Consider the following 19,549-nt stretch of genomic DNA (forward strand, 5'->3'; position numbering starts at 1 on the left):
GTGCCCCATCCGCGTACCCGAAGTCGGAGCCCGGATGGACAAAGGGAGTGTCGGGCTCGTTCGCTCTCGACATGTGTCCGATGACAGGCCTGGCGACCCGCCAGTACTTCTTGAACGGACTCAGGACGAGGAGCGGAATGAAGAGTCATCAAGATCGGGAACCGGGATCGACGATTGAGTACGTGGCCCGGAACGGGGTGGCGCGGATCGCCCTCAACCGCCCGAGTCGGCTGAACGCCGTCACCCCGCAGCTGGTACGCGACCTGCTGGAGGCGATCGAGCAGGCGGATCGTGACCAGGCGCGGGTCATCGTGATCAGCGGACGGGGTCGTTCGTTCTGCTCCGGCTACGACCTTAAGCACGAGATGGTCGGAAGTCCGCCGGCCGACGAGCGCGTCGAACGGCTGCGCCGTATCCAGGCGCTCACCACGAGGTTGCGCGGGTCGGCCGGCTGCGTCATCGCCCAGGTTCACGGATACGCGTTGGGGGCGGGCGCTGAACTCGCGTTCGCCGCCGATTTCGTCGTCGCGGCGGAGGACGCGGTGTTCGGGTTCCCCGAGGTGGAGGCCGGTCTGAGCGTGACCGGCGGCATCTCGGCCATCCTCCCTCGGCTGGTCGGACCGGCCCGGGCCCGGAGGCTGATGATCCTGGGGGAGCGGGTCGACGGGAAGCAGGCATACGAGATGGGCCTGGTCAGCCATGCGGCCGCCGACGGCGACGTTCCAGCAGTCGTGGATTCGCTGGCCGAGACGGTGCTGAGCCGGCCGAGGGCGGCCGTCGAGGGCGCGAAGCGACTCCTCGAACAGGGGACCTGGGCGGATCTGGACGGTGCGCTCGACGCAGAGGTGGGGTTCGCCCTCCGGGCGCAGGACTCCGGCGAGGCCCGTACCGCGCAGCAGAGTTTCGCCGCAGGTCGCGGCCTTCGAGTGGCGGGAGACGAGTGATGACGGGGACCAGCGGCGATGACGCTGTCAAAGTGCAGGATCTGGCCACGCTGACACGGCGGGCGGCGAGGCTCTGGCCGCACCGGCGCGCGCTGAGGTTCGATCAGCGCGACATCGACTACACGTTCGCCGAGCTCGACGAGCTGTCGGACCGCTACGCGGCTGTCCTCGGCGCCCTCGGGATCGGATACGGCGACCGGATCGCGCTGGTGTTTGACAACCGTCCGGAATATCCGCTGCTGTGGCTGGGCGCGGCCAAGATCGGCGCGGCAGTCGTGCCGGTGAACCCGAGATATTCGGTCAGGGAACTGACCCGGCTCTTGGACCATGCTGATCCCGCTCTCGTCGTGACCAGCTCCGACTATCTCGATCTCGTGCTCGCGTCGCCGGCCGGAGGCCGTCGCGTCGCCGTGACCGACGCCGAGGGCGGGCCGGGAGTGATCGGTTTGGACGGCGTGGACGCCGCCGCGGGCCCCACTCCGGACCAGGCCGTTTATCCCGAGACCTTGGCCAACATCCAGTACACCTCCGGTACCACGGGCCACCCCAAGGGGTGCATGTTGTCGCACGGCTACTGGACGACGATGGTGCGCAAGTACGCGGACGGGTTCCCCCATCTCGGCCCCGACGACGTCCTGCTCACCGCCCAGCCGTTCTACTACCTGGATCCGCAATGGAGCCTGGCGGCGTGCCTCCTGGTGGGGTCGTCGCTCGTCGTCCTGGATCGTTTCCATCCCACGTCGTTCTGGGACAAGGTGCGTACGTACGGCGTGACATACCTCTACTGCATCGGGATGATGCCGACCCTCCTGCTTCGTCAGCCGGAGAAGCCCACCGACCGGGAGCACTCGCTCCGCGCCGTCGCCTGCTCAGGCATTCCCAAGGACATTCATGCCGCGCTCGAGAAGCGGTTCGCGGTTCCCTGGTACGAGGGCTTCGGGATGACCGAGACCGGCGGCGACCTCCGGGTCCTTCCCGACGATCATGACGAGCTGGTGGGCACCGGGTGCGTCGGGCGGCCCAACCCGCATCGGGAGGCCAGGATCGTCGACGAGCGGGGCCGCGCCGTACCTCGTGGCGCCACGGGGGAGCTGATCCTGCGCGGCGCGGGCATGATGGACGGCTACTACAGGGACGAGACGGCGACCTGTGCGGTGTTCCGCGACGGGTGGTTCCACACCGGCGACCTGGCGCGCATGGACGACCTCGGCCGGGTGTATCTGACGGGCCGCCTGAAGGACATGGCACGCCGCAGCGGGGAGAACATCGCGTTGAACGAGGTCGAAGCGGTGCTGTGCTCATCCGAACGGGTCAGCCAGGCGGCCTGCGTCCCGGTCGCCGACGACGTGCGGGGTGAGGAGGTCCACGCGTTCCTCGTCATCAACGGGGAGGTCGTCGGCGGGGAAGCGGAGGCCGCGGCGACGACTCTGGACGAAGTCGTCGCGCACGCGAGCGCGAACCTGGCACCCTTCAAGGTCCCGAGGTACTGGAGTTTCGTCGATCAACTGCCGCTGACCCCGTCACAGCGGGTCGCCAAGGAGAAGCTGCGTGCCCTGCGGGTCACCGCGTTCGACCGCAGCACGGGGGAGCATGTCCGTCTCGGGTCGCCCTCGGCTCCACGCGGGCTCGTCTCCGAGCGAGCCGATGCCTGAGCCTCGCCTGAAGATCGCCGGCCACTCGATCCGGGCGTCGGACGCCTGGGTGCTCCTCCAGCTGCCACCAGATCTGGAGTTCCTCGGATTCGACTACGCCGGCGATCTCAGCAACGACCCACCGGGCGCGAGCGACGTGGTGGAGTTACCGGACTTCGGTCGCCTGCTGCTGCTGGGCGTCTCGTTGAATCCGGACGATGTCCGCTCGTGCCTGATGGCGGCCGAGCAGGCGCCGTGGTCGTCCGTCCCAGGGGACGCCCGCCTCGCCGAGACACCGTACGGCGGTGCGGGGACGCCGTACGCCCATGCGACCCTGCTGTACCGGCACTTCCGCTACCGCCATCGGCTCGGGGTCACGATCGCGTCGGCGATCCTGCATCTGAAACGCCCCCACCTGGTGCCGCTGCTCAACGACCGGATCCTCGCGTTCTACAGCGAGCGGGCCGTCGACCTCGCCGCGTCCAGCATGAGCGAGTCACCGCTCTACTGGGAGGTCTTCCGGAGGGATCTGATCGACAGCGCCCCCGGGATCGACGCGCTACGGCGGAAGCTCGGCACCGCCGACGACGCGGTGTCACGCGCGTTGTCGCGGCTCAGCGATGTACGGCTCTTCGGCATCGTGGTGAACGGCGTCGCGGCGAGCTAGCGGCTCGTCACCGAATCTCTGACGGTTAATTGATCTCTGGCGATGATCCCGCCAGGCCGGCCGCGTCGCCCTAGAGTCCGGCTTGCAGGATGGCGTGCATCTGCAACGCGATCCCGAAGCTCAGCATCCATTCCGGGCTGCGCGGATCCTTCCCGGTCAGCTGGGCGACGCGATCAAGCCGGTACGAGAGCGTGTGCCGGTGTATGCACAGCTTTTCGGCAGTGGGCCCGGGACGGCAGCCCGTGTCGAAGAAGGCGGTCAGGGTGCTGACGAGCTCCGTGTTGTTGGCGGCATCATGACTGATCAGCTCACCGAGCAGCGTGTCGGCGAACGGCCTCATCACGTTCTGCGGGTCCAGGCCCGCGAGCAGCCCCGGCAGGCCGAGCGAGGTGACGTCCCGGATCTGACCGGCCGTCTGTCCTGAGTACTGGCTGGCGGTCGCCGATTCACGGATCGCCAGGGCCAGGCTCTCCGCGTCGGTCTTGGGCCGGCTGCGGCCGATCGTGACCCCCTTCCACCCGCGGGCCTGGCATGCCTCGAGGAAAGTCTCGGGCACTGTGCTGTCGACCGGCTGAACCAGGCAGAAGATCTTTCCCTGCAGGCCGCCGACGATGGGTCTCGTGCTCGCCGCCGCGATGTCCTCGAGCAGGGTGAACGCCCGTATCTCGGGAGTGCTCCGGTCGAGCCGCACCGCGAGGACCCGATACCCCTCGGCGGGTTCGAGTCCGAGCCCGCGCAGCGCGAGCGCCAGCTCGCCGTGGTTCATCGACCCGTCCACCGCGGCGCGCAGGAATTGCTCGACCGTGGAGCGCTGGGCGTCGCGCCGGGACTTCTCCCGCGCGAATCGGAGCAGCATGGCCGAGCGGGCGCGCTCGACCAGGACGAGCTCGGCGGAGGTCAGCCGACGGTCGCCGACGTACACGATGGAACCTTCGACCTGGTCGTGCAGGCCTACGCCGACCAGGACCGCGAAGCGGCCGTCGCTCAACTCGATCTGCGTCGTGTCGATGGGGGGAGACGTCCTCAGCACGGCTTGGAGCTCGGTAGGCACGCTCAGGCTGCGCCGGCCGCGGTGACTCCACAAGGAGACGATGACGCCTGTGTAGTCGACGAACATCGCGTCGAACCCGGACACCTGGCGGGCGGTCAGTTTCAGGATCGTTTCCAGGTCGGCGCCCGCCATGACCGCGGCGACGAGCGAATCGTGCAGTTTCAGGATCCGGGTCAGACTCGTCCGACGGAGAGTCTCCACGAGCCGCAGCAGGTCCCGTACGTAGGTCACGGCGTCGACGGGGCGCGGGCAGTACGCCAGGGAGAGCCCGGACGTCGCGGCGTCCGCCGTGAGAGCCGGTCTCGCCTCGGCCGTCTCCATGCCGACCACCACGAGGGTCCCGGCGGGGCGGGGCAGCTCGCGGACCCTGGCGAGGGCGGCCGGGAGGGCGGCAGTGTCCACGACCAGGATCTCCCCGCGTCCGTGGAAGGCCGACGGCTCCGCGGCGACGGCCTCCACGGGGAGCGCCGCGTCGGCGGTCTTCTGGATGAACGTCGTCGGGTGTTCGAGCGCGCTCAGCGCCGCGGACGAGGACACGTCGAACACACTGGATGTGCTGGCGTGCGTCAAACGTATCTCTCCCTGCGTGCTGTGCTGTCGGCTGGAACCCGTCACGACCTGGGCCATCACGATCTGTGAACTCCCTGTCGCCTGCGGCGCGCCTGGGGTCCTGCCGCGCAGCCGACGTCCACCGGTCGGCACCGGTACTTTAGCGTTCTTACCCAAAGCGCCGCGAAGGTGGACAGAACGCCCGCCAGGCCCGATGGCCATCCTGACAGTGTCCGCGGTGTGAGCGGAAGCGCCGGACGCACCGATCGCTCCGTTTCGCATTGGCCACTTGGCCATGTACGCGCCGTCGAGACTGTCCATCCGTCGGCTGACGTGATCCGGGCCACGTGTGACTCTCTTACGACCGATCCATCGCGGCGACGCCGGTCGTCGCCGCGATGGATCGTGACAAGCCGCGCAGGCCGGCGCCCGGAGGGGCGGGTGGCCGGCTGCCGCACTGACTCACCAGCGGGAGATCAACCGTGATGAGAAGAATGTCCACGAGAGCATTACTGCCCCTTCTACTTGTTCCGGCGGTGGCGCTTTCGGCGTGCTCGACCGGCAACGCCTCGGACGGGGCCGACGACGGCACGACCACCGTCCGTCTCATGGCCTACGCGACCGGCGGATTCAAGGAAAAGTACGTCAAGGCGGTCATCCAGCCTTTCGAGGCCGCGCATCCGAACATCAAGGTGGAGTACGACCCGGTCGTCTCGTCCGCGGAGATGCTCGGCAGGCTGCGCACCCAGAAGAGCAACCCGACGATCGACGTTGTGATCATGGACCTGTCGGTCGCCGAGAGCGCCAACAAGGAAGGCATCTTCACGCCGCTGGACCCCGCCGCGGTCCCCAACATGAAGGACCTCAGCGAGCATGCGAAGGTGCGTGACAACTTCGGTCCGGGCGTCACCTTCGACAACCTGGCGCTCGTCTACAACACCGAGGCCGTGACCACTCCGCCGACGTCGTGGAACGACCTGTGGGACCCCGCCTACAAGGGGAAGATCTCGATCAGTGCTCCGCCGCAGCTGGACGGGATCGGGCTGACCGTCATCCTGAGCAAGATCCTGGGCGGGGACTACACGACGTCCATCGATCCGGCGATCGAGCGTCTGCGCAAGCTGGCGCCGTCCGTTCAGACGTGGAACCCCCAGCCGGACACGTACACGCTGGTCAAGTCCGGTCAGGTCAACCTGGCCCTGGCCTGGAACGCGCGCGCCCAACTGCAGCATGACCAATCCAACGGCGCATTGGATGTAGTCCTTCCGAAGGAAGGCAGCATCATGCAGGTCAACACCATCAACCTCGTCAAGGGCAGCAAGCGGGCGAGCGACGCGCAGACGTTCATCGACTACGCGCTGAGCCCCGAGGCGCAGGCCCTGTTCGCCGCGGAGATGTTCTACGCGCCGACCAACACGCTGGCCAAGGTCGACGACGAGGTCGCCCAGCGGACCGTGATGACGCCGGAAAAGCTCAAGACCATGATCGCAGTCGACTGGAACCGGCTCGCCGAGCAGCGTGCCCAGTGGACCGAGATCTGGCGCAAGGACGTCATCTCGCAATAGTTCCGGGCAGATCCAGGAGTCCAGTGTGGAAGACGCGTATCTCGCACTTAGCAAACTGACCAAGACATATCCGAACCAGTCCCGCTCGGCCGTGCACGACGTCGACATCGACGTCGCGCGTGGCGAGTTCATCTCGCTGCTCGGGCCGTCGGGTTGCGGCAAGACCACGACGCTGCGCATGATCGCAGGTCTGATCAGCCCCACATCCGGCCACATCCGCGTCGACGGGACCGACATCACCAACCGCCCTGTTCACAGGCGAGACATGGGCCTGGTGTTCCAGTCCTACGCGTTGTTCCCACACATGTCGGTAGGAGAGAACGTCGACTTCGGGCTTCAGATGCGCCGTGTCGCCAAGAGCGATCGGCGGCGTCGTGTCGCCGACGCCCTCGACATGGTTCACCTGGCACACCTCGCGAACCGCCGGGTGAGCCAGCTCTCCGGCGGGCAGGCCCAGCGCATCGCCCTGGCGCGGGCGTTGGTGATCGAGCCCACCGTGCTGCTCCTGGACGAGCCGCTGAGCAACCTCGACGCGAAGTTGCGTGAGGAGCTTCGCGTCGAGATCCGGCGGATCCAGCAGGAGACCGGGATCACCACGGTGTTCGTCACGCACGACCAGGACGAGGCGCTGGCGATGTCCGACCGGCTGGTGGTGATGTCCGAGGGCCGCGTCGAGCAGGTAGGCGAGCCGTGGGCCGTCTACGAGACCCCGAAGAACAGGTTCGTCGCGGACTTCATCGGACGGACCAACATGTTCGACGGCCGGGTGGCCGGCCGAAGCGACGGCGTACTGCGACTGGAGGCCGAGGGGCTTGGGACCCTGTCGGTACGCGCCCAGCAGACCGACCGGGCGACCGCCACCGTGATGGTCCGGCCGCACCGGGTGCGGATCGATCCCGCAGAGCAGATGGCGAACGAGCTGAAGGGGCGCGTCGTCCAGTCGAGCTACCTGGGCGACGTCGAGTCCGTCGTGATCGACGTCAACGGCGTACGCGTCTTGGCGGAACGTACGCACAGCGGCCGACCGCTGACAGTCGGCGCCACGGTCGGCCTCGGATGGGGTGACGCGGATGCCTACGTCATCCCGCAGTAGCGAGGGCGGCACGCGCAGGGGGGCGGCGGCCGCCCTGCTCGCCCCCGGGCTGCTGGCACTCGGGGTCAGCTTCCTCGTGCCCCTGGTGTGGCTGGCCCGCATGTCCCTGAACAGGACCGTCGGACCGGCCGAGCTCCAGACGGCCGTGAGCCTGCGCTCCTACATCGACGTGCTGACCGACGACTTCGTGTGGGAGGTCGCCTGGCACACGCTGTGGCTCGGTGCCCTGGTCACCGTGCTGGCGGTCGTGGTGTCGTACCCCGTCGCGCTCTTCCTCGCGCGGACGCGCTCCCGCCTGCGCGGGCTGCTGATGGCGCTGGCCATCGCACCATTGTTGACGTCGTCGGTCGTACGGACCTTCGGCTGGCTGATCCTGCTCTCCGACGACGGCATCGTGAACTCGGCGCTGAGCGGGCTGGGGATCATCGGCGAGCCGCTCACGCTCACCAACAACGTCACCGGCGTGGTCATCGCGCTCGTCGAGATCATGATGCCGTACGCCATACTCGCGATGATCGCCGGATTCGGCCGGGTCTCCAAGGACCTGGAGGACGCCGCCGGATCGCTGGGCGCCGGACGGCTGCGCTGCTTCGTCCGTATCACGTTCCCGCTGAGCCTGCCGGGTGTGCTCACCGGGGCGCTGATGGTGTTCGTACTGACCGTCTCCGCGTTCATCACGCCGAGGCTCATGGGCGGCGGCCGGGTCTTCGTGATCGCCACCGAGATCTACGACCAGGCGACGACGACGCTGGACTGGCCACGCGCGTCGGCCCTCTCGGTGCTCCTGCTCCTCCTCTTCGGCGTCTTCCTGGTCCTCTATCAGCGCCTCTTCCGCATGGTGGAAGGAAGGTGAGCGGCATGAGATCTCTCTCCGAGGCGATCTACCGAACGGTCGCCGGGATCCTGGTCGTCTGCAGCTATCTGTTCCTGCTGGCGCCGCTCCTCGTCGTCTTCGTCATCTCCTTCGGCGCCAGTCCCACCATGGAATTCCCGCCCAAGGACTGGTCCCTGCGGTGGTACGCCGACCTGGCCGGCAACGGCGAGTTCATCGAGGGCCTGCGGGTGTCGCTGCTGCTCGGCCTGGTCGTGACGGTCGTCTCGCTCGTCGCCGGCGTCACCGCCGCTCTCGCGCTCACGCGGCACCGCTTCGGCGGACGCGACGCCGTGATCGGCCTGTTCACCTCGCCACTGCTCCTGCCGAGCGTCGTCCTGGGCCTGGCCCTGCTGCTGGTGCTCGGGCCGGTGGGGCTCGTCGGCACGTATCCCGGTCTGGTCGTCGCGCATCTCAGCCTGACCATTCCGTACGTGGTGCGCACTGTGATGATGAGCCTCAACGCGGTCGACCCCTCCTGCGAGCAGGCGGCACGGACCCTCGGTGCCGGTCCCGTCACGACGTTCCGCCGGATCACCCTGCCCCTGATCACGCCCGGCCTGGTCGCCGGTGCTGCGCTGTCGTTCATCATCTCCTTCGACGAGGCCGTGGTATCGCTCTTCGTGGTCGGCACCGGCCGTACCACCCTGCCGGTGGTGGTGTTCCGCTACGTCTCCAACAACACCGATCCGCAGGTCGCCGCGCTGTCGGTGGTCCTCATCGTGTTCTCCCTCGCGGCCGTCGCTTTGATCGAGCGGGCACTCGGTCTGAAGCGCGTGCTGAGTAAGGCCTGACTTCTATGACACAGATCATGACCGTGACCGGAGCCGTTGAAGGCGCACGGCTCGGCACCACCCTCATGCACGAGCACGTCTTCATCAACCTGCTGCGCGAGTACCGCGGCACCGGGCTGATCCAGGATCTCCCGCTGATGAGGTCGGAACTCGAGCGCTACCGGGAAGCGGGCGGCGTGACCCTGGTCGACGTGACGTCCGCGGAGCTGACCTGGGGTGCGAGCCCCGACCCGGGTGGCATGTACCGCGCCCGGCCGCCGGCCTCGGCCGAGCACACGAGGGCACCGGACAACGTCGCCGCGCTGCACGAGCTGTCCGTCGCGACCGACGTGCGCATCGTCCTGGGAACCGGCCACTACCGCGATCCCTACCTGGCCTACGACGACTTCGACCGCAGGAGCGTGGACGCGATCTCCGAGCTGCTGGTCCGCGACCTGGTCGAAGGGTTCGCCGGAACGCGGATCCGGGCCGGACTCATCGGCGAGGTCGGCTCGGACCAGTGGTTCATCTCGGCCAGGGAGGAGCGCAACCTGCGCGCCTCGGCCCGCGCGTCCCGCCGTACCAACGCGGCGATCAGCACGCACGCGGCGCGATGGCCGGTGGGCCGTCGGCAGCTCGACCTGCTGCTGGAGGAGGGGGTGTCGCCGGGCCGGGTCATCATCGGCCATTGCGACACGGTGAACATCCCCGAATATCACCTCGACCTCGCGCGAAGCGGATGCTACGTCCAGTTCGACACGATCCGCCCCGGGGCGGAATTCGCGTTGAACACCCGCGTCTCGCACATCGTCTCGCTCATCCGCGCGGGTTTCATCGACAGCATCCTGCTGAGTCATGACGTGTGCGGCAGGGACCATTTGCACGCGTACGGCGGCGGCGGGTTCGACTATATTTCCCGGCATTTCGCGAAGAGGTTGGCGCAGGCCGGAGTGGACGCCGGAGAACTGGACCACATTCTCATCGAGAATCCGCGGCGGGCGCTGTCGGGGGAAGCCGGGTGACGGCGCCCGGCGACCCCGGGCAGGATCAGCTGATCGTGCGATATTCCGATCTGGACATCGCCGGGCATGTCAACAACGTCGCCTGGCTCAGGTTCGTCCACATCGGGGTGTCCCGCGCGGTCGCCTCATGGCGGGCGCCGGGAGGATCGGACCGGGACGGATCCGGCGAGGTCGCGTGGCGGCGGGCGGACATCCGCTACCGGCGCGCGGTCCAGGCGGTGGGAACCCCGATCGCGGTCCGCGCCACCCCCGTCGAACGGCCGGAGGGCCTGATCGTCACCTGCGAGGTGGGCGCGGCCGGACCTGACGGTTGCATGACGGAGTGTGTGACGGCGGACGTCTTCCTCGGCCCGCCCGCGACGACCGCGCTCGAACCCGATGCGTCGAGCGCGCATTGCAAGCCCGGGTCGGAGCCGTCCGCGCTCACCGGCCGATGGCCGTGGTCGCTGGCCGTTCCGGTACGCGTCGGCGACCGGGCGGGCGGCGGATCCCTTTCGCCCGTCGCGGCGGCGGACCTGCTACAGGAGGCGCGGCACGACGCGTTGTCCAACTGGCGGAACACCATCCGAGGTCGCCTCATCGTGGCCCGGACCACGTTCTGCCTGGGACGGGCGGCGGTCGGGGCGGAGATACGCCTCGACTCCCGGTGTTCCCGCGTGGGCCGGGCCGCCGTCGAGCTGACCTCGCGCGGTGTCGATCCGGTCGACGGCGCGGTCGTGATCCGGTCCACCACGAGGATCGCCCGGCTGATGACCGATGCCGACCGAGCGGCCACCCCGTGGTCGGACGCCGAGCGTGCGCTGCTTCTGGACATGTGGACGAGTACGCGACCGGGCCGGCCCGGAACCGTGGCTCCAATTGGCCACGCCCCGTCGAGCGGTTGTGGACAGTTGGATATATGACCTAACAACTCCGGCTCATACAGTTGCGAAAGTCGACGAAAGAATCTGAACCCGACAACCCTGAGCGCGATGTCTTACGGAGAATTAGGGAAACCGGATGTACCGACTTGGAATTGACACTGGCGGCACGCATACAGACCTCGTATTGCTGGATGAAGAGACCGGAAATATGTGGGTCGAAAAGGTTCCGTCGACCCCCCGGCGAATAGTCGACGCGGCGCTGTCCGGAGCCGCGCGAATCCTCGACAAGGCGGGCGCCGCGCCCGGGGACGTGCACACGATCGTCTACGGGACGACCGTCGCGGTGAACATGATTCTCCAGGGAGAGCGCATCTCAGCGGGCCTGATCACGACCGCCGGATTCGGCGACGTCCTGGAGGTCGGGAACTCTTATCGGAGCGGCAACATCTACGACGTCCAGTGGGAGCCCAGCCGGCCGGTCATCGAACGCCGCCACTGCTTCGAGGTGCGCCAGCGCCACGACTCCCGCGGACACGAGCTGGAGCCGCTCGACGAGGAGCAGGTACGCCGCATCGCCGCGGCCGTCAGGGAACTGGGCCTGGAAAGCGTCGCCATCTGTCTGCTGCACAGCTACACCCAGCCGGCCCACGAGGTGCGCGTGGCCCAGATCCTGGCCGAGGAGGCGCCGGACATCCCGCTGTCTCTCTCCTCGGTCGTGAGCCCGCGCATCTCCGAGTACGACCGAGCGAGCACGACCGCGCTCGACGCCTACGTCAAGCCGAAGCTGAGCGCGCACTTCGTCGACTTCGCCGAGCAGACGGAGACCGCCGGCTTCGGCGCCACGTTGCTGACCATGCAGGGGAGCGGCGGCACGTTCAGCCTCCGGCAGGCCGCGGAGAAACCGATCCGGGTCGCCAGCTCGGGGCCGGTGGCCGGCGCCATCGCGGGCTCCTACTTCGCGGCCGAGGTCGGATGCGCCAACGTCATCACGTACGACATGGGCGGCACCAGCACCGACCTGGCGGTGGCGATCGGCGGGGACCCCATCGTCGTGCCCCGCGACGAACTGCTCGGCCACCCGATCCAGATGTCGAGCATCGAGATCACCCCCATCGGGTCCGGCGGGGGATCGATCGTCTGGATCGACGAGGGCGGCGCGCTGCGGGTCGGACCGGACAGCGCGGGAGCCAGCCCGGGGCCGGTCTGCTACGGCGCCGGTGGAACGCGGCCGACTCTGACCGACGCGGCCGTGGTCACCGGGCGGCTCAACCCGGACTACTTCCTCGGCGGGCGTCAGCGGCTCGACCGGCAGGCCGCGCACGACGCGCTCGCGCTGTCCAGGAACGACACCGACGACTGGGACCCCGAGCGCTGGGCCGCCGGGGCGATCGCCATCGCCGCGGCCGACAGCGTCCGCGCGATCCGGCGAGTGTCCATCGCCCGCGGGCTTGACCCGCGTGATTTCGCGATCGTCGGTTTCGGCGGAGCGGGCGGCCTGATCGTCAGCGACGCCGCGCGCGAACTCGGCATCCCCACCGTGGTCATCCCGCCGAACCCCGGCAACGTCTCGGCGATGGGCCTGCTGCTCGCCGACCAGAGCTGCGACGCGGTCGCCTCGCGCCTCTGTCCGCTGGACGAGGTCGAGGTTGGCGCGCTGAACGAATGGTTCGACCAGCTCGAGGCCGATGCGGCCAAGGAACTCCTGTCCGAAGGCATCGCGATCGACCGGATCACCATCGCGCGGACCGCGGAGATGCGATACCGGGGCCAGAGCTTCGAACTCGTCGTGCCCTTCGAGAAGGGGTACGGCGGCCAGGCGCTCGACCACCTGGCCGCGTCCTTCCACCGGCTCCACGAGCAGCGCTACGGCCACGCCTCCCCGGGCGACCCGGTGCAGCTGGTGAGCCTGCGGGTGTCCGCGGTCGCCGCGACGGCCAAGCCCGCCTTCCCGCGCCTGCCGGACGCCGCCACCTCCCGCGCCGACGAGGCGCTCAAGGAACGGCGCCAGGTCGTGTTCGGCGAGCGGGTGGACACCCCCGTCTACGACCGTGCGCTGCTGCGGCCGGGCCATGTCATCGAGGGGCCCGCGATCATCGAGGAGCCGGGCAGCACCACCGTGATGTGGCCCGACCAGAAGCTCTCCGTGAGCCCGATCGGCACGCTCGTGCTCACCACGCGCTGAGCGCCTCCCTCCGAACGAGACCCTAGACAGGAAAGAGAAGTTCGTGAACTCAGCGGATACGCGAGACGTCGCCGAAGGCCACGGCCTGGATGTGGTGACCGTGGAGGTCATCCGGAGCGCGCTGGAGTCTCTCGCGGAGCAGATGACCGAGACGATGACGCGGACGAGCTACTCCCTACTGCTGAAGGAAGGGAAGGACTGCTCGTCGTCGATCTTCGACGCGGGTGGCCGGCTGGTCGCCGAAGGGGCCAACGTGCCGGTGCACCTCAACGCGCTCGGCCCCTGCCTCAAGGGCATGCTGAAGCACCATTTCCCGCCGGAGACGCTCGTCCCCGGCGACGTCATCCTCACCAACGATCCGTACGTGGACGGCAGCGTCGGGGCCCACCACACGGCCGACTTCATCGTCTACGAGCCGGTCTTCTGGGGCGGCGAGCTGGTCGGCTTCTCCACGATCTTCGCGCACCTGGCGGGGGCCGGCGGTCTGGATCCGAACGACTGGCACACGAGCATCTTCGAGGAGGGCCTGCGGATCCCGCCGGTCAAGCTGTACTCCGGCGGCGTCCTGGACGAGGACCTGCTCAAGCTGATCCTGACGAACACCAGCGTGCCCTACGCGCAGCGCGGTGATCTGCTGGCCCAGGTGTCCGGGGCGCACGTGGGCGCCGACGGCTTCCGCCGCCTGCTGGACCGGTACGGCCGCGACGTCGTGCTGAGGGCGGTCGACGCGCAGATCCAGTACGCCGAACGGCGCACCGCGGAGTACATCCGGCGGATCCCGGACGGCGTCTACCGGGCGGAGAAGCTACTGCTCGAAGACGGCAGCATGGGCGGTCCGGTCCGGCTGCGGCTCGCCATGAAGGTCACCGGTGACCGGATCACCTTCGACTTCACCGGCTCCGACGAGCAGATCGCCGGGCCGATCAACTGCCCGAAGTCGGCGACCATCTCGGCCTGCCTGTTCGGGTTGCTGGCGATGATGCCACCGGACATCCCGAAGAACCAGGGACCGGCCAACCTGGTGACGATCGACGCGCCCGAGGGCTCCATCGTGAACCCGACCCCGCCCGCGGCCGTCTACCAGCGGATGGCGGTGACGCACCAGATCGTGGACATGATCTTCGAGGCCATGGCCGAGGTGCTGCCGGACGCGGTGGTGGCCAACTCGTGCGGTCTCATCTACGGTCGCGGGTCCGCGGTGAACACCACCACCCACCCGGACGGCGGCGACATCTCGGCCCGCCAGGAGTGGCGGATGGGCACCGGTCCCAGCACCGGCGGCCTCGGCGCCCGGGCGAGCCGGGACGGCCTGAGCGCGATGCCGGGATGGATCACCAACGTGGCCAGCCCCTCCATCGAGAGCTCCGAGTGGGAAGCGCCCGTGCTGTACCGGTCGAAGGCCCTGTACACCGACTCCGGCGGGGCCGGCCGATGGCGCGGCGGCCTCGGCCTGAGACTGAGCTGGCAGGTCAAGGGCGAGGCCGCGCGGTTCTCGCACACGTCGCAGTACTCCGCCATCCCGCCGAAGGGCCTGTTCGGCGGGCACAGCGGCGCACCGAGCCGATGGGTCGTCAACGAAGGCGGGGAGTCCGAGCAGGTGCTGCGGTACCAGACCGGCCCGACGATGAGCCTCGACCGCGACGACATCGTCACCCTGTACACGCCCGGCGGTGGCGGGTACGGCGACCCGCTGGACCGGGATCCGGCCCGGGTGCGGGTCGACGTGCTCGACCGCAAGGTGAGCGTCGAGGCCGCGCGGGACCGCTACGGCGTCGTGTTCACCGACGCCGGCGAGGTCGACGAACCGGCGACCGCCGAGCGGCGGGCCGCCCTCCGCGCGGCGCGGAGCCGGGCATGACGGCCGTGCGCGCGGACACGGGGGGAACGGCTTCGGGGCCGGCGGTCGTCGTCGGCGGCGGCGTGGTCGGGCTCTGCGTCGCGTGGGAACTCGCCCGGCGGGGTCACCAGGTCGTCGTCCTCGAACGGGACCGCGTCGGCAGCGGAGCGTCCCGCGGGAACGCGGGGGAGATCTGCTCGTCGATCGTCGGTCCGCTGTCGCAGCCCGGCATCGTCGGCACCACGCTGAAGAACATGTACCGCAAGGACAGCGCCCTCTACGTTCACCCGGCCGCGGCGCTGACCATGGGGACGTTCCTCCTAAAGATGGCGCGGAACGCCACCGCCGAGCGCTTCCGCGCCGGGGTGCGCGCGCTGGCCATGCTGGGAGCCGACACGGACGACCGGTTCGCCGCACTGTCGGACGGCGGGGTCGGCGTCGAGGTCACCAAGGGGGAATACCTGTACCTCTTCCCCTCGCGAGAGCGGGCCGAGCGGAAGCGGGCGTTCCTGCGCGAGCACTATCCGGTCGACCGCGACCTCGGCGAGATCCTGGACGGGCCGGAACTCCGGGCACTGGAGCCGTGCCTGGGCGAGCGCGCGAGATCCGGGTTCGTGCTCTCCGGCCAGGCGCGGGTCGACCCCGGCGCGTTCGTGGACGCGCTCGCCGACGCTCTGCGCGCCGGCGGGGTCGTGATCCATGAGGGCGCCCGGGTGACGCGCGTCGTGTCGTCGGGGCGCGAGGTACGCGTCGAGTCGACGGTCGACACCTTCGCCGCGGGGCACGTGGTCATCGCGGCCGGCGCCGGTTCGGCCGAGCTGACCGGAGACCTGGGGTTCGATCTCCCCATCCGTCCGGGCAAGGGATACAGCTTCGGCATCGCGCCCGCGGCCCCGCTGACCCGAGTGCTGAAGCTGGAGGAGGCCCACGTCGGCGCCGTCCCCTTGGGCGCGGGCGTGCGCATCGCGGGGACGATGGAGTTCGACGCCCGGGACGACAGGTTCAACCGCGGCCGGATCCGGGAGGTCGTCAACGCGGCGGCGCCGTACTTCACCGGCGTCGAGTGGTCGCGGCGCACGGCCGAATGGATGGGGCCGCGCCCGATGACCCCGGACGGGCTCCCGTTCATCGGGGCCGCGCCCGGCCGGTCACGGATCTTCCTGGCGACCGGTCACAACATGCTCGGTGTGATGATGGCCCCCTCGACCGCCCACCTGCTGGCGCGGCTCGTCGACGGCCGGGACGTCCCGGAACTGCGGCCGTTCGACCCCGCCCGCGCCGCGCGGCGCCGTGCGGCGCGTCCGGTCAGCCCGGCGGCGTCGCGACGGAGGGGGGCGTAGATGCCGGAGGCGGTCATTGTCGCGGCGGTGCGATCACCCATCGGCCGCGCGGTGAAGGGCTCGCTGGCGTCGATGCGGCCGGACGACCTGGTCGCCCAGGTCATCCGGCACGGCCTCGAACTGGTGCCGGAGGTCGCTCCGTCGGACGTCGAGGACCTGCTGCTGGGCTGCGCGCAGCCCGCGGGGGAGTCGGGCTTCAACATGGCCCGCATCGTGGCGATCCAGTTGGGGTTGGACGGGCTCCCGGGGACCACCGTCAACAGGTACTGCGGCTCATCGATGCAGACTACCCGGATGGCCTTCCACGCGATCAAGGCCGGTGAGGGCGAGGCGTACATATCGGCCGGTGTCGAGACGGTCTCCCGGTTCGCCCGGGGAACGGCCGACGGGTGGCCCGACACGCGAAACGAGATCTTTACCGCGCCGGGTGGGCGCACCGCACGACGTGTCGACGAACGGGTCCAGGGATGGGACGACCCGCGGGACCTCGGGCTGTTGCCCGACGCGCACATGTCGATGGGCCAGACCGCCGAGAACGTGGCCTGGTTGAAAGCGATCGAGCGGGAGGACATGGACCGTTTCGCCGTACGCTCCCAGCGGCGCGCGGAGCAGGCGGCCGACACCGGATTCTGGGCGCGGGAGATCTGCCCGGTACGCCTGCCGGACGGACGGCTGGTCGCCGTCGACGACGGGCCGCGGCGCGGTGTCACGTACGAGGCGGTCTCGCGGCTGTCACCGGTGTTCCGGCCGGACGGCCGGGTCACCGCCGGAAACAGCTGCCCGTTGAACGACGGCGCGGCGATGCTCGTCGTGATGAGCGACGCGAGGGCCCGCGAGCTGGGACTCACGCCGCGGGCGCGGATCGTGGCGACCGCCGTCAGCGCGTTGTCGCCGGAGATCATGGGCCTCGGTCCGGTCGAGGCGACACGCACTGTGCTGCGCCGAGCCGGGATGACGATGGCCGACATCGACCAGGTCGAGATCAACGAGGCGTTCGCGGCGCAGGTGCTGGCCTGCCAGAGATACCTGGAGATCCCCGACGACCGGCTGAACGTGAACGGGGGCGCCATCGCCATGGGGCACCCGTTCGGCATGAGCGGCGCACGATTGACGGCGACCCTGCTGAACTCGCTGGAGTGTCACGACGGCCAGGTCGGGCTGCAAACGATGTGCACGGCCGGTGGACAGGGCATGGCCATGATTGTGGAGCGCCTCTCGTGAGGCCAGCAGCAGCACCTGGCTGCCGCTCACCGCTGCCGGCTCCGGCTGCGATGACCCGGACTTCGCCCGCGTCGGGAACAACGGCCGCCTCATGCATGATCAGGACCGATTCGAGGGGGAGCCGGCCACCCTGCGGACGGGAACTGGCCGTCACGTCGTTGACCGGGAAACACGCCGGTTGTCCGGTCAGGACCCGCACGGCTGGCCTCTTCGGGGGCGATGCGCCGCACCGTTGTGATGACCTCCTCGGAGTAGTAGGCGGCGTGGGGTGTGACGATCACGTTGGGAAGCCTGAGGAGGGGGTTGCGCGGGCGCCGATCGCGTAGTTTCGCAGGCTCCTCCTCGAGGTCGTCCCGCCCGACGCCGGCGATCCAGCCTTCGGTGAGTGCCTGGTAGATCGCCGTATCCTCCACGATGGGACCCCGCGCGGCGTTGATGAGGATGGCGGTTGGCTGGGTGATCGACTCGCGCTGCAAGGCATCCTGTTCGTGCTCAACACCGCGATCCCGCGGGAGTTCCTGCCACAGGAGCTCGGGTTCAGCTCGGGGATGACCTGCTGGCGGCGGCTGTGCGACTGGCATCAGGCCGGGGTGTGGGACAGGCTGCATCAGCTGCCGTCGGCCAGCTGGATTGGTTTGCCGAACACACCGGACGTAAGGGGCTCTGCGGCACGGCTCAGCTCTTTGCGAGCCGGACGGGGAGCCGTAGGTGGAGCGAGGCCCAGCCGTCACGCTGGACCTTGTCCGCGAGTGCTGCGCCAGCGATGATCACGCCACTGATGATCTGCTGCCACTCGGTGCCGAAGTCGGCCATCTGCAGACCGTTGGACAGCACGCCGAAGAAGAGCACGCCGATGGCGGTGCCCAGCACTGTACCGCTGCCGCCCCGGAGACTCGTGCCTCCGATGAGCACGGCGGCCGCGGCCTGGAGCATGATCGAGTCGCCGACGGTCGGACCGGCCGATCCTGTACGCGAGGCGGCGACGATCCCGCCGAACGCGGCAGCGCCGCCCGCGATGGCGTAGACCGCGATGATCGTCCGTGAAACGTTGATGCCGGAGAGCCGGGCCGCGGCCGGGTTTCCACCTACCGCGTAGACGTCGCGCCCGAAGAGGGTGAACTTCAGGACGTATGCCGCGATCGAGAAGACCAGGGCGCAGCCGACCACCGGGACCGGGATACCGGCGATCCTGCCGAACGAGAACGTGTCGACCAGAAAGCTGGAATTGATCTCGACGGTTGTACCGCCTGACACGAGCTTGATGAGGCCTGAGTGGAGCGTCATCGTGCCCAGAGTCACGATCATGAACGACAACTTGAGGCGGCCGATGAGCACGCCGTTGGTGACGCCGGCGATGAGCACACCGAAGACCACGGTCGCGACCATGGCGAGCACGATGGGCTAGTGCAGTTCGTTGAAGCACACCGGTCCCTTGCTGCGGTCAGCGAGGAGTTTGGGCAGAAGCCGGGCGGTGCGGGTCTGCCAGACGATGATGTCGACGGCGCTGCCCTTGCGAGTGACGCGGGCGCGTCGGTTGCGCCGGTCCAGGTGTTCGATGTCCAGGTTGAGTATCTCGCTGGCGCGGGCGGCGGTCTCGTACAGCATCGTCCGCAGCGTTTTCTCCCGGAGTGGTGCCTCCAGGTTGAGCAAGGCCTCGATGTCGGCGACCGCCAGCGCGCGAGTGCGATCCGGGGCGCGGCCGCGCCGGCGGAGCCGCCGGGTCGGATCGGCCGTCAGCCATCCTTGGTCCCTCCAGAAGGTCACCGCGGAACGTAGTGCGTCGAGGTGCCGGTTGAAGGTCGCGGGGACCCGACTGCTCCACTGGCGGATGAACCAGGTGGTGAGCCGGTCGACGCCTGCTTCGTCATCGAGCTCGGCGAACCTCCAGGACCAGCGTGGTGTCGAGGCGCGAGAGCCGTACGTCGATCCGCCGCGGTCCA

Annotated in this window: 17 protein-coding genes and 1 pseudogene; 14 read left to right on the forward strand and 4 right to left on the reverse strand. The window is 69.0% G+C overall.

Annotated features, from left to right (window positions below; all coding sequences use genetic code 11):
* The first annotated feature begins 182 nt into the window (after positions 1 to 182).
* From AB0I59_RS25760 to AB0I59_RS25770, 3 genes are read left to right on the forward strand one after another with little or no spacing between them, the layout of a single operon-like run.
* The gene (locus AB0I59_RS25760; protein ID WP_358136773.1) at positions 183 to 944 is read left to right on the forward strand and encodes an enoyl-CoA hydratase/isomerase family protein; all 762 of its coding nucleotides are present in this window, start codon (positions 183 to 185) and stop codon (positions 942 to 944) included.
* Positions 944 to 2,596: an AMP-binding protein gene (locus AB0I59_RS25765; RefSeq protein ID WP_061254315.1), complete on the forward strand. Its 1,653-nt coding sequence runs from the start codon at positions 944 to 946 to the stop codon at positions 2,594 to 2,596. The genes AB0I59_RS25760 and AB0I59_RS25765 overlap by 1 nt, the downstream gene beginning before the upstream one ends.
* Positions 2,589 to 3,242, forward strand: coding sequence for a DUF6308 family protein (locus AB0I59_RS25770; protein ID WP_358136777.1), 654 nt, complete (start codon positions 2,589 to 2,591; stop codon positions 3,240 to 3,242). Before AB0I59_RS25765 ends, AB0I59_RS25770 begins: the two co-directional genes overlap by 8 nt.
* 70 nt (positions 3,243 to 3,312) lie before the next feature.
* Here AB0I59_RS25770 and AB0I59_RS25775 read toward each other — a convergent pair whose 3' ends face one another.
* Positions 3,313 to 4,830, reverse strand: coding sequence for a helix-turn-helix domain-containing protein (locus tag AB0I59_RS25775; protein WP_358136780.1), 1,518 nt, complete (start codon positions 4,828 to 4,830; stop codon positions 3,313 to 3,315).
* Between the two features lie 548 nt (positions 4,831 to 5,378).
* Between AB0I59_RS25775 and AB0I59_RS25780 the strand changes: the two genes are divergently transcribed.
* The 10 genes from AB0I59_RS25780 to AB0I59_RS25825 all read left to right on the forward strand — a co-directional run bounded on the left by AB0I59_RS25780 (position 5,379) and on the right by AB0I59_RS25825 (position 17,609).
* Complete coding sequence (locus tag AB0I59_RS25780) at positions 5,379 to 6,407, forward strand: ABC transporter substrate-binding protein (RefSeq protein WP_061254321.1); 1,029 nt, start codon at positions 5,379 to 5,381, stop codon at positions 6,405 to 6,407.
* Positions 6,408 to 6,432: 25 nt separating this feature from the next.
* Positions 6,433 to 7,500, forward strand: coding sequence for an ABC transporter ATP-binding protein (locus AB0I59_RS25785; protein WP_061254324.1), 1,068 nt, complete (start codon positions 6,433 to 6,435; stop codon positions 7,498 to 7,500).
* Positions 7,478 to 8,353, forward strand: a complete 876-nt coding sequence (locus AB0I59_RS25790) for an ABC transporter permease (RefSeq protein WP_358136784.1) — start codon at positions 7,478 to 7,480, stop codon at positions 8,351 to 8,353. The genes AB0I59_RS25785 and AB0I59_RS25790 overlap by 23 nt, the downstream gene beginning before the upstream one ends.
* Before the next feature lie 5 nt (positions 8,354 to 8,358).
* Positions 8,359 to 9,165, forward strand: a complete 807-nt coding sequence (locus AB0I59_RS25795) for an ABC transporter permease (protein ID WP_061254328.1) — start codon at positions 8,359 to 8,361, stop codon at positions 9,163 to 9,165.
* Positions 9,166 to 9,182: 17 nt separating this feature from the next.
* A complete protein-coding gene (locus tag AB0I59_RS25800; protein ID WP_061254330.1) occupies positions 9,183 to 10,166 on the forward strand; it encodes a phosphotriesterase family protein in 984 nt (327 codons plus the stop codon).
* The gene (locus AB0I59_RS25805) at positions 10,163 to 11,068 is read left to right on the forward strand and encodes a hotdog family protein (RefSeq protein ID WP_358136787.1); all 906 of its coding nucleotides are present in this window, start codon (positions 10,163 to 10,165) and stop codon (positions 11,066 to 11,068) included. The genes AB0I59_RS25800 and AB0I59_RS25805 overlap by 4 nt, the downstream gene beginning before the upstream one ends.
* Before the next feature lie 97 nt (positions 11,069 to 11,165).
* Positions 11,166 to 13,211, forward strand: a complete 2,046-nt coding sequence (locus AB0I59_RS25810) for a hydantoinase/oxoprolinase family protein (protein WP_358136790.1) — start codon at positions 11,166 to 11,168, stop codon at positions 13,209 to 13,211.
* Between the two features lie 43 nt (positions 13,212 to 13,254).
* Positions 13,255 to 15,069, forward strand: a complete 1,815-nt coding sequence (locus AB0I59_RS25815) for a hydantoinase B/oxoprolinase family protein (protein ID WP_061254336.1) — start codon at positions 13,255 to 13,257, stop codon at positions 15,067 to 15,069.
* A complete protein-coding gene (locus AB0I59_RS25820; RefSeq protein WP_061254338.1) occupies positions 15,066 to 16,388 on the forward strand; it encodes an NAD(P)/FAD-dependent oxidoreductase in 1,323 nt (440 codons plus the stop codon). Before AB0I59_RS25815 ends, AB0I59_RS25820 begins: the two co-directional genes overlap by 4 nt.
* Positions 16,389 to 17,609, forward strand: coding sequence for an acetyl-CoA C-acetyltransferase (locus tag AB0I59_RS25825; protein WP_061254340.1), 1,221 nt, complete (start codon positions 16,389 to 16,391; stop codon positions 17,607 to 17,609).
* Positions 17,610 to 17,698: 89 nt separating this feature from the next.
* Here the strand turns inward: AB0I59_RS25825 and AB0I59_RS25830 are convergent, their stop codons facing one another.
* Entirely contained in the window at positions 17,699 to 18,022 is a 324-nt protein-coding gene (locus tag AB0I59_RS25830; RefSeq protein ID WP_358137223.1) for an NAD(P)-dependent oxidoreductase, read from the reverse strand.
* Positions 18,023 to 18,067: 45 nt separating this feature from the next.
* Here AB0I59_RS25830 and AB0I59_RS25835 point away from each other — a divergent pair.
* Positions 18,068 to 18,220: pseudogene (locus AB0I59_RS25835) on the forward strand (transposase); the annotation flags it as partial.
* 64 nt (positions 18,221 to 18,284) lie between these two features.
* Here AB0I59_RS25835 and AB0I59_RS25840 read toward each other — a convergent pair.
* Together AB0I59_RS25840 and AB0I59_RS25845 are read right to left on the reverse strand one after the other, a co-directional pair.
* Positions 18,285 to 18,995, reverse strand: a complete 711-nt coding sequence (locus tag AB0I59_RS25840; protein ID WP_358136794.1) for an ABC transporter permease — start codon at positions 18,993 to 18,995, stop codon at positions 18,285 to 18,287.
* Between the two features lie 15 nt (positions 18,996 to 19,010).
* Positions 19,011 to 19,373 (reverse strand): tyrosine-type recombinase/integrase, encoded by a 363-nt coding sequence (locus AB0I59_RS25845; protein ID WP_358136796.1) that lies wholly within the window; start codon positions 19,371 to 19,373, stop codon positions 19,011 to 19,013.
* Between the last annotated feature and the right edge of the window lie 176 nt (positions 19,374 to 19,549).

The organism is Microtetraspora glauca (assembly GCF_040656155.1).
GTDB lineage: Bacteria > Actinomycetota > Actinomycetes > Streptosporangiales > Streptosporangiaceae > Microtetraspora > Microtetraspora glauca.

Bases quoted from the DNA above. Each gene is read 5' to 3' on its own strand.
- AB0I59_RS25825 (WP_061254340.1), top strand. From the start codon at position 16,389: ATGCCGGAGGCGGTCATTGTCGCGGCGGTGCGATCACCCATCGGCCGC.
- AB0I59_RS25790 (WP_358136784.1), top strand. From the start codon at position 7,478: ATGCCTACGTCATCCCGCAGTAGCGAGGGCGGCACGCGCAGGGGGGCG.
- AB0I59_RS25765 (WP_061254315.1), top strand. From the start codon at position 944: ATGACGGGGACCAGCGGCGATGACGCTGTCAAAGTGCAGGATCTGGCC.
- AB0I59_RS25795 (WP_061254328.1), top strand. From the start codon at position 8,359: ATGAGATCTCTCTCCGAGGCGATCTACCGAACGGTCGCCGGGATCCTG.
- AB0I59_RS25800 (WP_061254330.1), top strand. From the start codon at position 9,183: ATGACCGTGACCGGAGCCGTTGAAGGCGCACGGCTCGGCACCACCCTC.
- AB0I59_RS25770 (WP_358136777.1), top strand. From the start codon at position 2,589: ATGCCTGAGCCTCGCCTGAAGATCGCCGGCCACTCGATCCGGGCGTCG.
- AB0I59_RS25840 (WP_358136794.1), bottom strand. From the start codon at position 18,995: ATGGTCGCGACCGTGGTCTTCGGTGTGCTCATCGCCGGCGTCACCAAC.
- AB0I59_RS25810 (WP_358136790.1), top strand. From the start codon at position 11,166: ATGTACCGACTTGGAATTGACACTGGCGGCACGCATACAGACCTCGTA.
- AB0I59_RS25820 (WP_061254338.1), top strand. From the start codon at position 15,066: ATGACGGCCGTGCGCGCGGACACGGGGGGAACGGCTTCGGGGCCGGCG.